Raw genomic sequence first — 13,039 nt, 5'->3', positions numbered from 1 at the left:
ACTGATCCCGACTGATACGGACTGATCCCGACTGATACGGACCGATCGCCTGACGTAACACCTGATCGCAGGTGATGCACGCCGACGCACGCCGACGCCCGCCGGCCTACGCCGATGCGCCCGATGCCCATCGATGCGCCCGATGCTGATGCGCCGGACCCTTTCCTACCTCCCAATGGGTGGCGAAGAGGAAGGTTTCGCCTCTTTTCCGCCCGGAAGTGGGCCTTGATCAGGTATAGGCCACACCCGAGACTCACTCGAAAGAGTGCTGGGGCGACACCCGCACAGACCACGTAGGCTCGTGCCGAGCGGGAAAAACCCGCACCGACCGACGTCTGGAAGAGGAGCTGATCGTGATTCCCGGTGGTGGCCAGCCCAACATGCAGCAGCTGCTTCAGCAGGCTCAGAAGATGCAGCAGGATCTGGCCCGTGCCCAGGAGGAGCTGGCGAACACCGAGGTCGACGGTCAGGCCGGTGGCGGCCTGGTGCGGGCCACGGTGACGGGCGCCGGCGAACTGCGTGCCCTGAAGATCGACCCGAAGGCGGTGGACCCCGAGGACACCGAAACCCTTGCCGACCTGGTCGTCGCGGCTGTCCAGGCGGCCAACGAGAACGCGCAGAACCTTCAGCAGCAGAAGCTCGGCCCGCTCGCGCAGGGCCTCGGCGGCGGCAGCGGCATTCCGGGTCTGCCCTTCTGACCCGGTTCCGCCCTGTCGCGGCCCTGCCCGGCACCGTCCGGGCCCGGCCGTTCTGGTGTTCGTCGCCCGCGCGAGGCTCACACCGCCTTCCTAGGACGGGTGGCGGCCAACTACCGTACGTACTGCAAGAAACCCAGGAAGGACGGCAGTCCGTTGTACGAAGGCGTGGTCCAGGACCTCATCGACGAACTGGGGCGGCTCCCCGGCGTCGGTCCCAAGAGCGCGCAGCGGATCGCCTTCCACATCCTCCAGGCGGAGCCGACGGACGTACGGCGTCTCGCGCAGTGCCTGATGGAGGTCAAGGCGAAGGTCCGCTTCTGCGCGACCTGCGGCAATGTGGCGCAGGAGGAGCTGTGCAACATCTGCCGTGATCCCCGCCGCGACCTTTCCGTCATCTGCGTGGTCGAGGAGCCGAAGGACGTCGTCGCCGTCGAGCGCACCCGTGAGTTCCGCGGCAAGTACCACGTGCTGGGCGGGGCGATCAGCCCCATCGAGGGTGTGGGCCCGGACGACCTCCGCATCCGTGAACTCCTGGCCCGCCTGGCGGACGGCGTGGTCACCGAGCTGATCCTCGCCACGGACCCCAATCTCGAGGGCGAGGCGACGGCCACGTACCTCGCCCGCATGATCAAGCCCATGGGCCTGAAGGTCACCCGCCTGGCCAGCGGCCTCCCAGTGGGTGGCGACCTGGAATACGCGGACGAGGTCACACTCGGCCGCGCCTTCGAGGGGAGACGACTTCTAGATGTCTGACGCCAAGCTGCACGCGACCGAGCAGAACCCGGACGACTTCGCGGTCCAGATCGCCGACCAGATCGAGAGTTTCCTGGTCGCCGTCTCCGAGGTCGCCAAGGGCGACGAGCCGGACTCGGCCGTCCCCTTCCTCCTGCTGGAGGTCTCCCAGCTGCTGCTGGCCGGTGGCCGTCTCGGCGCGCACGAGGACATCGTCCCCGACGAGCGCTACGAGCCCGACCCCGGATTCGAGCCGGACGCCGACGAACTGCGCGAGAACCTCGCCCGTCTCCTGGAGCCGGTCGACGTCTACTCCGAGGTCTTCGACCCGTACGAGCCCCGTAAGGCGCCCGTCCCGGCCCGTATCTCCGACGACCTCGCCGACGTCATCGCCGACCTCCGCCACGGCATGGTCCACTACCGGGCCGGCCGTACCTCGGAGGCGCTGTGGTGGTGGCAGTTCTCCTACTTCTCCAACTGGGGCACCACGGCCTCGGCGACCCTGCGCGCCCTCCACTCGGTCCTGGCGCACGTCCGCCTGAACCAGCCCCTGGAGGAGCTGGACGGTCTGGACACCGACCAGGGCGACGGTGACGACACCCTGGAGTTCGAGGCGGGCCGCGTGATGGCCGAGGAGATCGGCGGCCAGCTGGGATCGGGCCGGGTCGGCTAGGGCCCGACGACTTTTTCCCGGCCGCCGCGGGTCGGGGGATCCGCCTCAGGGGTGTGGGGTGTAACGGGCTACACCATCGTTCGGGGAGGGTGCCACCTCGTTGCGGCGGCCCGGAAAAGGGATCGTTGATCTCGCAAGCGAAGATCCCGATCCCCAAGGACGACCGCCATGAAGAAGCTGCTCTCCTCCCGCCCCGCCCTGTGGTTCCTCTTCCTCTTCAACCTTTCCGTCGCCGCCGTGGCCCCCTTCGCGATCGAGGGCTCGCAGGGGGTGATGACGGCGGTCGGCATGGGCGTCGTGTCACTCGGCGCCGGCGTCAGCCTGATCCGCGACCGCGGCGGGAAAGCGGTCACGCGGTAGAGCGGCCCCCTCGTCGAGCAGAGCGGCCCCCTCGTTAATTGGAGGGGACTTGCACGTCCCCTGTACGACGGCTGGACGGGCACTAACCCGCCGGACGCGAGTCTTGAGTCATCCCAACAGGCACTTCCCGCACAGGAGTTGCGATGACTCGCAAGACCCGCATACGCGCCGCCCTCGTGACCGCCGCCGCTGTCGTCACCGCTGCCACGGTGACGGTCGGAGTCGGTGTGGCCGGCCCCGAGAAGTCCCCCAGGCCCACGAAGAAGCAGATCGCGTCCCTCTTCGACGCCTGGAACGCCGCGCTCGGCACCGGGGACTCGGACAAGGTGGCCGACCTGTACGCCAAGGACGCGGTCCTGCTGCCCACCCTCTCCAACGAGGTCCGCACCGACCGCGCCGGAATCGTCGACTACATGGACCACTTCCTGGAGAACAAGCCCGTCGGCAAGAAGGTCCGGACGATCGTCACCGTCCTCGACGACAACTCCGCGATCGACACCGGCGTCTACGAGTTCACCCTCACCGACCACGACACCGGCGAGAAGAGCGTCGTCGAGGCCCGCTACACGTACGAGTACGAGAAGCGCGGCGGCACCTGGAAGATCGTCAACCACCACTCCTCGGCGATGCCGGAGGGCTGACGGCGCATTCGGGGTGTCCCCCCTTCAGCCCGTACGCTGCCCCGCCCGCAGCGTGATCCGGACGCACAGGCCGCCGCCCGGGGCGTCCGCGAGGGTGACCGTGCCGCCGTCGTCCGTCAGCAGCTGCTTGACGACGGCGAGGCCCAGGCCGGAGCCGGAGCGTCCGGTCAGGCCCTGGCCGCGCCAGAAGCGGTCGAAGGCGCGGGACTTCTCCGCGTCGGACATGCCGGGACCCTCGTCGAGGACCTCCAGCAGCACCGTGCTGCCGCGGGCCTCGGTCCGTACGGTGATCGTCCCGCCGTCCGGTGACACCTCCAGGGCGTTCGAGAGCACGTTGTCCAGCACCTGGTCGAGATGACCGGTGGTGGCCAGCACGAGCGGCCGGTCGTCGGCACTCCCCCTGAGCGCGATGGTGACTCCGCGCTCGTCGGCGGCCGGCCTCCACACCGACAGGCGCTCGCTGACGATGTCCCGCAGCGGCAACGGCTCCGCGGCCGCCACCTTGGCCTCGGCACGGGCCAGCACCAGCAGCCCGTTGACCAGCCGGCTCATCCGCACCACCTCGGCGGTCGCCTGCTCCACGTCCTCGCGCACGAACTCGTCGTCGACACCGTCGGCGATGTTGTCCAGCGACAGCCGCAGCGCGGTGAGCGGCGTACGGAGCTGGTGGGAGGCGTCCGCGACGAAGATCCGCTGCGAGGCGACCAGGGTGTCGAGGCGCTCACCTGCCTGATTGAGGGTGCGGGCCAGCGTCTGTGTCTCCTGGGGACCCGTGACGGGGGCGCGGGCCGTCAGGTCCCCGTCGCTGAGCTTGCTCGCCATGTCGTTGAGCTGGCGCAGCGGGGCGGTGAGCCGCCGGGCGACCACCGCGCCGATCAGCGCGGCCACCGTGAGGACGGCCACCGCGAGTCCGGCCCTGAAGCCCCAGATCGTCCACAGGCGGTGGGTGAGGTTGTCGGTGGAGTACACGATGCGTACGGCGCCGACGGGCCGGCCGTCCTGGCTCGCCGGGGCGGTGATGACCAGGTCGCGGCCCCAGATGAAGTCGGAGCCCCAGTCGGTGGTCCCTTCGCCCTGTTCCAGGGCGTCGGTGAGGGCCGCGTCCTGCCGCGGCCGGGGGAGTCCGGTGGCGCACTGGGCGGTGGCGGTGGCCTGCACCTCGTCGTGCGTCTCCTCGGCGTAGGCCCTGGCCATCTCCTCCAGGGCCTGGCAGGACGCGGTGTCGCCGTTGCCCAGCAGCAGCGCCATGGTCGTGGCCTCGCGCTTCACGGACAGCTCGGTGTCGTCGCGCAGCTGGGCGGTGAGCGTGAAGGCCACCGGCACGGTGAACAGGCCGAGGCCGACGGCGACCAGCAGGACGTAGCTGCGGATGAGCTGACGGATCATGACGCGGTGCCGCCGGTGATCTCCAGGCGGAAGCCGACCCCGCGCACCGCCTCGATGCTGATCACCCCGGCGAGTTTGCGCCGCAGCGCCGCCACGTGCACGTCCAGGGTCTTGGTCGGCCCGAACCAGTTCGCGTCCCAGACCGCTTCCATGATCTGCTCGCGCGACATCAGCGCGCCCGGCTCCTCGGTGAGGAAGGCCAGCAGGTCGTACTCCTTCGGCGTGAGCGTGACCTCCTCGCCGTCCAGGTGGACGCGGGCCCCCTTGCGGTCGATCGTCAGGCGGGAGCCGTACCGGTCGGGGCCCGCCGCCTCGGCCGTACGGGGCTGGGCGCGCCGCATGACGGCCCGTATGCGCGCGATGACCTCGCGCACGCCGAACGGCTTGGACACGTAGTCGTCGGCACCCAGCTCCAGGCCGACCACCCGGTCCGTCTCGTCGCTGCGGGCGCTGATCACGATGATCGGCACGTCGCCGCGCCCGCGCAGGGCCTTGCAGACGTCGAGGCCGTCGGTGTCGGGCAGCCCGAGGTCGAGGAGGACGACGTCGTAGGGGCCGGGGTGGGCCAGGGCGGCGGCGCCCGTGGAGACCCACTCGACCTCGAAGCCGTACCGCTTCAGCCCGCGCCGCAGGGACTCGGCGACCGGCTCGTCGTCTTCCACCAGGAGTACACGCACAGCCGCACGATAGTGCTTGAAACTTAATTCACAGCTATCACTTCGGCGTCAGTGGGCAGGGAGTGTCCTGGACGACCTGCCCGGACCGCCTCCGGGAGTCTCACCATGCGGCGACCCGGAGGCGGATTTCGGGTGCTCGTTAGACTGAGCCGACCGCAGTACAAGGGCGTATGTGCGGAAAAGGACAAACTGAGCGAGGAGCGCACGTGGGCCTTGTCGTGCAGAAGTACGGAGGCTCCTCCGTAGCCGATGCCGAGGGCATCAAGCGTGTCGCCAAGCGGATCGTGGAAGCCAAGAAGAACGGCCACCAGGTGGTGGCCGTGGTTTCCGCGATGGGCGACACGACGGACGAGCTGATCGATCTCGCCGAGCAGGTATCCCCGATCCCTGCCGGGCGCGAGCTCGACATGCTGCTGACCGCCGGAGAGCGGATCTCCATGGCCCTGCTGGCCATGGCGATCAAAAACCTGGGCCACTCGGCCCAGAGCTTCACCGGCAGCCAGGCAGGTGTCATCACCGACTCGGTCCACAACAAAGCCCGGATCATCGATGTCACGCCGGGCCGGATCCGTGACTCGCTCGACGAGGGCAACATCGCCATCGTCGCCGGGTTCCAGGGCGTCAGCCAGGACACCAAGGACATCACCACGCTGGGGCGCGGCGGGTCCGACACCACCGCCGTGGCTCTCGCGGCGGCCCTCGACGCCGAGGTGTGCGAGATCTACACCGACGTCGACGGCGTGTTCACCGCCGACCCGCGCGTGGTGAAGAAGGCCCGGAAGATCGACTGGATCTCCTTCGAGGACATGCTCGAACTGGCCGCTTCGGGGTCGAAGGTGCTGCTCCACCGCTGTGTGGAGTACGCCCGCCGGTACAACATCCCGATCCACGTCCGTTCGTCCTTCAGCGGACTTCCGGGCACCTGGGTCAGCAGCGAGTCGATCGAGCAAGGGGACAAGCAGGTGGAGCAGGCCATCATCTCCGGTGTCGCGCACGACACCTCCGAGGCCAAGGTCACGGTCGTCGGCGTGCCGGACAAGCCGGGCGAGGCGGCCACGATCTTCCGGACGATCGCCGACGCCCAGATCAACATCGACATGATCGTGCAGAACGTGTCCGCGGCCTCCACCGGCCTCACGGACATCTCCTTCACGCTGCCGAAGTCCGAGGGCCGCAAGGCGCTCGACGCCCTGGAGAAGAACAAGGGCGGCATCGGCTTCGAGTCGCTGCGCTACGACGACCAGATCGGCAAGATCTCCCTCGTCGGCGCCGGCATGAAGACGAACCCCGGCGTCACCGCCGACTTCTTCAAGGCGCTGTCCGACTCGGGCGTCAACATCGAGCTGATCTCGACCTCCGAGATCCGCATCTCGGTGGTCACCCGCGCCGACGACGTGCCGGAGGCCGTGCGCGCCGTGCACACCGCCTTCGGGCTCGACTCCGACAGCGACGAGGCCGTCGTCTACGGGGGCACCGGGCGATGACCCGACGACCGACGCTCGCGGTCGTGGGAGCGACCGGAGCGGTCGGCACGGTCATGCTGCAGATCCTGTCCCAGCGCGCGGACGTCTGGGGCGAGATCCGACTGATCGCCTCGCCGCGCTCGGCCGGCCGCAAGCTGGCCCTGCGCGGCGAACAGGTCGAGGTGGTGGCGCTCACCGAGGAGGCCTTCGACGGCGTCGACGTCGCGATGTTCGACGTGCCGGACGAGGTCGCCGAGCGGTGGGCGCCGCTCGCCGCCGCCAGGGGCGCGGTCGTCGTGGACAACTCCGGCGCCTTCCGGATGGACCCGGACGTGCCCCTCGTCGTCCCCGAGGTCAACGCGCACGCGGTGCGCAACAGGCCGCGCGGCATCGTCTCCAACCCGAACTGCACCACCCTGTCGATGATCGTCGCGCTGGGCGCGCTGCACTCCGGGTTCGGCCTGCGCGAGCTGGTCGTCTCGTCGTACCAGGCGGTCAGCGGGGCGGGCCGGGCCGGGGTGGAGACACTGCGCCGGCAACTGTCGATGGTCGCGGGTACGGAACTGGGGACCAGCCCCGGTGACGTACGGCGGGCCGTCGGGGACCGGACGGGACCCTTCCCGGAACCGGTCGCGCTGAACGTCGTGCCGTGGGCCGGGTCGCTGCGCGAGGACGGCTGGTCCTCGGAGGAGATGAAGGTGCGGGACGAGACCCGCAAGATCCTCGGTCTGCCGAAGCTGCCCGTCGCCGTGACCTGCGTGCGCGTACCGGTGATCACCGGGCACTCCCTCACCGTCCACGCCCGCTTCCAGGACGAGGTGAGCGTCGACCGCGCCCGCGAGATCCTCGCCACCGCCCCCGGTGTCGTCCTCTTCGACAACCCGGCCGCCGGGGAGTTCCCCACACCCGCGGACGTCGTGGGCACCGACCCGACCTGGGTCGGCAGGGTGCGCAGGGCGCTCGACGACCCCACGGCGCTGGAACTCTTCGTGTGCGGGGACAACCTGCGCAAGGGAGCCGCCCTGAACACCGCGCAGATCGCCGAACTGCTGGCGGCGGAGCACGCGTGACGTCGGCGCCGGGCGCAACGCTTGACGCTGCGGAGGCCGACGGCCGTAAATCCGCTGGCTACGAGCTGCGGCGTTTGTAGGATCTGTCGCACCGGGTGTGAGGCGGTCGATGGCCGCAACCACTTGTATCGGACACCTTTGACGTCCGAAGATTCATCCGGAGCTTCGTCCCGAGATTCCTCCCCGCCCTCCGCAACCACGCGGAGCGCGGGGAGCGTCTTTGTCGTCACCCTTCGCGGGTGCGCGGTCGGGTGATCACGGCGTTTGGGGACGCCGGGATCAGGGCGTGGGGACGCCCGTTCAAATGGCATACAGGGGAAGAGCGGGACACATGAGGGCATGGGAGACGCCGTCCGGGCGGCTGCCGGCGGGTGCGAGACGGGCGTCCGGAGTACCGGCGCGGGCGGGCGTCGCGTCGTCCGGCGCAAATCCCGCCGTCGGCACGTACAACCCCGAGGGGGGTGAGCGTGTCCAACAGGCGTGGCAGAGGTACTCGACTTCCCGGCGATCCGCGGCACGGCCCTACGGCCGCCCCGCGGCGCCCTCCGACCCCGCATGCCCGGCGCGCCCGGCGGCATGCCGGTGATCGCGCCCATGCCCGCAGCGCGGCCCGCCCGCATACCCAGCCAGCGTGACACCGACGAGGTGGCCGCCGCCGGCACCACCGTCGACCACCTGACCGAGACCTACCGGGCCCACTACCGCTCGCTCCTCGGTCTCGCCGCCCTCCTCCTCGACGACACCGCCTCCTGCGAGGACGTCGTCCAGGAGGCCTTCATCCGCGTCCACTCCGCGCGCAAGCGCGTCCGCGATCCGGAGAAGACCCTCGCCTACCTGCGCCAGACCGTCGTCAACCTCTCCCGTTCCGCCCTGCGCCGCCGCATCCTCGGCTTGAAGCTGCTCTCCAAGCCGATGCCGGACATGGCCAGCGCGGAGGAGGGTGCCTACGACCTGCTGGAGCGCGACTCCCTCATCCAGGCGATGAAGGGCCTCCAGCGCCGCCAGCGCGAGGTCCTCGTCCTGCGCTACTTCGCCGACATGACCGAGGCCCAGGTCGCCGCGACCCTCGGCATCTCGCTCGGCTCGGTCAAGGCCTACGGCTCCCGCGGCATCGCCGCCCTGCGCGTCGCCATGGGGGCGGCGGCGTGAGCGCGCGAGGCGAGGAACCCGACGGCGAGGACACGCGTGAGCGGCACGAGCCGTACGCGTCGCACGACCCGACGGCGGCACCGAAGCCGCCCGCACAGGAGCCGCCCGCGCAAGAGCTGCGCGAGCTGCAACCGCACGAGCAAGAACCGAAGCAACCACACGCTGGGAACGGAACTGTGAACCACCACCTCGACGACCAGAGCCCCGAAGGGCTCGACTCGGACGAGCTGGCACTGCGCCGGATGCTGCACCAGGCCGTCCAGGAGATGGAGCCCGTCGACGGGACGCTGGACCACCTCCGGCGGGCCGTCCCCGCGCGCCGGGCCCGCAAGCGCCAGGCCGCCGTCGGAATGGCCGCAGCGGCCCTCTTCGTCGGCACCGCCGTCCCCGCCCTGCTGCACGTCTCCAACTCCGGCGGCTCCGACGCCAACCCCTCCATCGCCGGTCAGGCCTCCCAGGCCCAGGGCGGCGCCGATGCGGGCAAGGGCCCCGACGGCGGCTCATCCGGCAAGATCGGCGACTCCGCCGGCACCACCGGCAGCCCGGACCCGGACAGTACCGGGAACACCGCGGGCCAGAAGGACTCCGACAGCGCGACCGGCGCGGTCGAAGGCACCGACCCCGCCGCCACCTCCCAGGCAGACGCCCCCGCCTGCACCCCGTCCCAGCTCGGAGACTCCAGCGCCGCCGTCGATGTCCCCGACGCGGCCGGCATCGTCTACGGCACCTTCCGCGTCGTCAACGTCTCCGACAGCGGTTGCACCGTCGGCGGCGGCGTGTCCGTGACGGCAGGCGCCCAGGGTGCCGCCGACCCCGCGAAGATCAGCCTCGTCGAGCACACCTCCGGCGACGCGGCGGCGGGCCTGCCCGACCCGTCCCTCTACGTCTCCCAGCTGGTCCTCGCCCCGGGATCGGCGTACGACGTGAAGTTCGCCTGGGTTCCCTCCGAGACCTGCCCGGCCGACGGAGGCAACGGCGGCGACACCGGCGGCCCCTCGTCGTCCCCGGCGCCCTCCCCGAGCGAGCAGAGCAGCGCCACGAGCGGCACCACCGGTGGCGTCACCGGCACGGCCCCGCAGCTGTTCACCGCGGACGGCACGGTCGACGGCGGTGTTCTGGTGACGTACACGGCGGACGGCGGCTCGCCGACCGCGAGCGCGACGGTGTCGAACGCGTGCGCCGGGACGGTCTACCGGACGGGCGTGCTGGCTTCCACGTCGGCTTCCTGAGCGGGCTGGGCTGCTGCTGCTGCTGCGGCGTCCGCGGCGGCGTCGGTTTCGGCCTCGGCCTCGGCCTCGGCCTCGGCCGTGGGCGATCCGGCCTCGGGTGACCGGGCCGCCTCGGGTGACGTGGGCGCGTCCGGCTCGGTGATGCCCAGCTCCGCGTCCCGCGCGAACTCGATCTCGCGGCGCAGCAGCCGGAACCACATGAACACCACGAACCCGGCGAACACGAACCACTCGCCGGTGTAGCCGAGGTTCTGGAACGCCTTCAGGTCCAGCCCGGTGCCGTTCGGCGCGCTCGCGGGCACCGCCGTCATCCCCGAGTCGGCGGTGCCGAGGGTGACCCAGGCGTCGTACAGGTCGTCGTCGACGAGGTTGACCAGCGAGGCCGTGCTGATCGCCCCGGTCTGGCCGGGAGGCAGCCCGCCCTGGGCGCTCACCCCGTTATCACCCGGCGTCTCGGACGCCTGGAGCGCGCCGGTGACGCTGACCTCGCCGGCCGGCGGGGCCGGGGCCTTGGCGGCATCCGCCGCACCCGGCAGCCAGCCGCGCACGACGGGCAGGGTTCTGCCGCCGTCGGTGCGCAGCAGCGTCAGCACGTAGAAGCCCTGCCGGCCGTCCAGCTCGCGGTCCGGGACGAGCAACTGCTCGCCGTACCGCCCGCTCGCGGTGACCCGCTTGCCGTACGTGGCCTTGTCCACGGGCAGCATCTCGGCCAGCGGGCGCGGTGTCTCCGTACGGGCCGAGTCGGCCTGTGCCTCGGCGGTGCGCTGGTCGTCCACGCGCGCCTCGAACCGGCTCAGCTGCCAGGACCCCATGAACACACAGAAGGGGATGGCCAGCAGGACGAAGACGTTGATCCCCCACCAACGGGGCGTCAGCAGAAACCGGTACACGCCCACAACGGTACGGGGCGGGACACGGAAGTCGGCCTGCGGGGGTGGGTGAAGAAGTTGTCCCCAGGGCCCGGGTTGTCCACAGGCTGGAGACCTTGGTGCTCCGAGGTCCGCCGGGGCGGGCACTATGGGGCCATGACTGAGAGCAACGGGTCCGCCGCACCGCAGCGGTACGAGGAGATGCCGGACTGGGAGAAGCGCTTCAGGGCGCCCCGGGTGTCACTGCCCGACTGGGCGGAGGACGCTCCGGACCGCGCCCTGTTCGTGTCGAACGCGACAGGGACGTACGAGCTGTATGCCTGGGACCGGTCCACCGGCGAACAGCGTCAGGTGACGAACCGGGCCAACGGCACGACGGACGGCGTGCTCTCCCCGGACGGCGCCTGGATCTGGTGGTTCGACGACAAGGACGGCGACGAGTTCGGGGTCTGGCGCCGCCAGCCCTTCGCGGGCGGCGAGGACGAACTGGCGACACCGGGCCTCGACCCCTCGTACCCGGCGGGCCTGGCCCTGGGCAGAGACGGCCGTACGGCGGTGGTGGGCCGCTCGACCGACGAGGACGGTACGACGATCCACGTCGCGCGGTTCGCCGAGGCACCGGTGGAGCTGTACCGCCACCGCGAGTCGGCGGGCGTCGGTGACCTGTCCCACGACGGCACGCTCATCGCGATCGAGCACACCGAGCACGGCGACGCGATGCACTCCGCGCTGCGCGTCCTGCGCCCCGACGGCTCCACGGTCGCCGAACTCGACGACACCGAGGGCGGCACGCGGGAGCTGGGCCTCGAGGTGCTGGGCTTCGCCCCGGTCGCCGGCGACACCCGCCTGCTCATCGGCCACCAGCGCCGGGGCCGCTGGGAGCCGATGGTGTGGGACGTGGCGACGGACGAGCGGACCGACCTGGCCCTCGACCTGCCGGGCGACGTGGGCGCGGAGTGGTACCCGGACGGCTCCGGGCTCCTCGTCTCGCACAGCTTCGAGGCCCGCGGCGAACTGTTCCGCTACGACCTGACGAGCCGGGAACTCGTGCGCGTGCCGACCCCGCCGGGCACGGTCTCCAGTGCGACGGCCCGCCCCGACGGCAGCGTCGAGTACCTGTGGTCCTCGGCGGCCGAGCCGCCCACCGTCCGCTCGACGACGGGCGAGCCGGTCCTCGACCCGCCCGGTATGAAGTCCCCCGGCTCGGTGCCGGTGGAGGACGTGTGGGTGGAGGGCCCCGGCGGCCGCATCCACGCCCTGGTCCAGAAGCCGGCCGGCGCGACCGGCCCCCTCCCCACCGTCTTCGACATCCACGGCGGCCCCACCTGGCACGACAGCGACTCCTTCGCGGCCGGCCCCGCTGCCTGGATCGACCACGGCTACGCGGTCGTCCGCGTGAACTACCGCGGCTCCACCGGCTACGGCCGCGACTGGACGGACGCCCTGAAGCACCGGGTGGGCCTGATCGAACTGGAGGACATCGCGGCCGTGCGCGAGTGGGCGGTCACCTCCGGCCTCGCCGACCCCGACCGCCTCATCCTCACCGGCGGCTCCTGGGGCGGCTACCTGACCCTCCTGGGCCTCGGCACCCAGCCCGAGGCATGGGCCATGGGCATCGCGGCGGTCCCGGTCGCCGACTACGTCGCGGCCTACGACGACGAGATGGAAGCCCTGAAGGCCATGGACCGCACCCTCCTGGGCGGCACCCCCGAAGAGGTCCCCGACCGCTTCAAGGCCTCCTCCCCCCTCACCTACGTCGACGAGGTCAAGGCCCCCGTCTACATCTCGGCCGGAGTCAACGACCCCCGCTGCCCCATCCGCCAGATCGACAACTACGTGACCCGCCTGGAATCAAGAGGCGCCCCCCACGAGGTCTACCGCTACGACGCGGGCCACGGCTCCCTGGTGGTGGACGAACGCATCAAGCAGGTAGCCCTGGAACTGGCCTTCGCGAAGAAGCACCTCCGCTAGCCCCAGTTGGGGCGCGGAGTCCCGCGGGTTGCTTGTCTCCGGTCCGTGGCCAGGGGTGCAGGGGGCGGAGTCCCCGCTGGGGTTGTGGGGGCGGAGTCCCGCGGGTTGCTTGTCTCCGGTC

Annotated in this window: 13 protein-coding genes; 10 read left to right on the top strand and 3 right to left on the bottom strand. The window is 70.9% G+C overall.

The features are described 5' to 3' along the window. Nucleotides 1–353: 353 nt before the first annotated feature. From BZL64_RS33610 to BZL64_RS33590, 5 genes are all read left to right on the top strand, one after another. Nucleotides 354–698, top strand: a complete 345-nt coding sequence (locus BZL64_RS33610) for a YbaB/EbfC family nucleoid-associated protein (RefSeq protein ID WP_086772882.1) — start codon at nt 354–356, stop codon at nt 696–698. A gap of 153 nt (nt 699–851) precedes the next feature. Further along, on the top strand, nt 852–1,451 hold the full coding sequence (gene recR, locus BZL64_RS33605; protein WP_086772885.1) for a recombination mediator RecR: 600 nt from the start codon (nt 852–854) through the stop codon (nt 1,449–1,451). Beyond that, complete coding sequence (locus BZL64_RS33600) at nt 1,444–2,103, top strand: DUF5063 domain-containing protein (RefSeq protein ID WP_086772881.1); 660 nt, start codon at nt 1,444–1,446, stop codon at nt 2,101–2,103. The genes recR and BZL64_RS33600 overlap by 8 nt, the downstream gene beginning before the upstream one ends. A 168-nt stretch (nt 2,104–2,271) precedes the next feature. Beyond that, nucleotides 2,272–2,463, top strand: coding sequence for a hypothetical protein (locus BZL64_RS33595; protein ID WP_086772880.1), 192 nt, complete (start codon nt 2,272–2,274; stop codon nt 2,461–2,463). Nucleotides 2,464–2,606: 143 nt separating this feature from the next. Beyond that, the gene (locus tag BZL64_RS33590) at nt 2,607–3,104 is read left to right on the top strand and encodes an SgcJ/EcaC family oxidoreductase (protein WP_086772879.1); all 498 of its coding nucleotides are present in this window, start codon (nt 2,607–2,609) and stop codon (nt 3,102–3,104) included. Between the two features lie 24 nt (nt 3,105–3,128). Here the strand turns inward: BZL64_RS33590 and BZL64_RS33585 are convergent, their stop codons facing one another. Together BZL64_RS33585 and BZL64_RS33580 are read right to left on the bottom strand one after the other, a co-directional pair. Beyond that, a complete protein-coding gene (locus BZL64_RS33585) occupies nt 3,129–4,490 on the bottom strand; it encodes a HAMP domain-containing sensor histidine kinase (RefSeq protein ID WP_086772878.1) in 1,362 nt (453 codons plus the stop codon). Continuing rightward, on the bottom strand, nt 4,487–5,167 hold the full coding sequence (locus tag BZL64_RS33580) for a response regulator transcription factor (RefSeq protein ID WP_086772877.1): 681 nt from the start codon (nt 5,165–5,167) through the stop codon (nt 4,487–4,489). Before BZL64_RS33580 ends, BZL64_RS33585 begins: the two co-directional genes overlap by 4 nt. 206 nt (nt 5,168–5,373) lie before the next feature. Between BZL64_RS33580 and BZL64_RS33575 the strand changes: the two genes are divergently transcribed. From BZL64_RS33575 to BZL64_RS33555, 4 genes are all read left to right on the top strand, one after another. Then, nucleotides 5,374–6,651, top strand: coding sequence for an aspartate kinase (locus tag BZL64_RS33575; protein ID WP_086772876.1), 1,278 nt, complete (start codon nt 5,374–5,376; stop codon nt 6,649–6,651). Continuing rightward, a complete protein-coding gene (locus BZL64_RS33570) occupies nt 6,648–7,700 on the top strand; it encodes an aspartate-semialdehyde dehydrogenase (RefSeq protein WP_086772875.1) in 1,053 nt (350 codons plus the stop codon). The genes BZL64_RS33575 and BZL64_RS33570 overlap by 4 nt, the downstream gene beginning before the upstream one ends. A 480-nt stretch (nt 7,701–8,180) precedes the next feature. After that, nucleotides 8,181–8,849 (top strand): SigE family RNA polymerase sigma factor, encoded by a 669-nt coding sequence (locus tag BZL64_RS33565; RefSeq protein ID WP_167396234.1) that lies wholly within the window; start codon nt 8,181–8,183, stop codon nt 8,847–8,849. Then, the gene (locus BZL64_RS33555; RefSeq protein WP_341868845.1) at nt 8,846–10,078 is read left to right on the top strand and encodes a hypothetical protein; all 1,233 of its coding nucleotides are present in this window, start codon (nt 8,846–8,848) and stop codon (nt 10,076–10,078) included. The genes BZL64_RS33565 and BZL64_RS33555 overlap by 4 nt, the downstream gene beginning before the upstream one ends. Here the strand turns inward: BZL64_RS33555 and BZL64_RS33550 are convergent. After that, nucleotides 10,039–10,968, bottom strand: coding sequence for an SURF1 family protein (locus BZL64_RS33550; protein WP_086772883.1), 930 nt, complete (start codon nt 10,966–10,968; stop codon nt 10,039–10,041). The two genes, BZL64_RS33555 and BZL64_RS33550, sit on opposite strands and share 40 nt — an antisense overlap. Nucleotides 10,969–11,103: 135 nt before the next feature. Between BZL64_RS33550 and BZL64_RS33545 the strand changes: the two genes are divergently transcribed. Continuing rightward, a complete protein-coding gene (locus BZL64_RS33545) occupies nt 11,104–12,918 on the top strand; it encodes a S9 family peptidase (protein WP_086772872.1) in 1,815 nt (604 codons plus the stop codon). Nucleotides 12,919–13,039: the final 121 nt, after the last annotated feature.

Source organism: Streptomyces bobili (assembly GCF_002154575.1).
GTDB classification, from domain to species: domain Bacteria; phylum Actinomycetota; class Actinomycetes; order Streptomycetales; family Streptomycetaceae; genus Streptomyces; species Streptomyces bobili.
Note: the sequence above shows the minus strand (reverse complement) of the source record. Positions and strands in the feature narration are given on the sequence as shown.

What these genes read in the sequence shown, in the direction of transcription:
- BZL64_RS33600 (WP_086772881.1), top strand. Translation starts at nt 1,444, where the DNA reads ATGTCTGACGCCAAGCTGCACGCGACCGAGCAGAACCCGGACGACTTC.
- BZL64_RS33595 (WP_086772880.1), top strand. Translation starts at nt 2,272, where the DNA reads ATGAAGAAGCTGCTCTCCTCCCGCCCCGCCCTGTGGTTCCTCTTCCTC.
- BZL64_RS33590 (WP_086772879.1), top strand. Translation starts at nt 2,607, where the DNA reads ATGACTCGCAAGACCCGCATACGCGCCGCCCTCGTGACCGCCGCCGCT.
- BZL64_RS33585 (WP_086772878.1), bottom strand. Translation starts at nt 4,490, where the DNA reads ATGATCCGTCAGCTCATCCGCAGCTACGTCCTGCTGGTCGCCGTCGGC.
- BZL64_RS33570 (WP_086772875.1), top strand. Translation starts at nt 6,648, where the DNA reads ATGACCCGACGACCGACGCTCGCGGTCGTGGGAGCGACCGGAGCGGTC.
- BZL64_RS33545 (WP_086772872.1), top strand. Translation starts at nt 11,104, where the DNA reads ATGACTGAGAGCAACGGGTCCGCCGCACCGCAGCGGTACGAGGAGATG.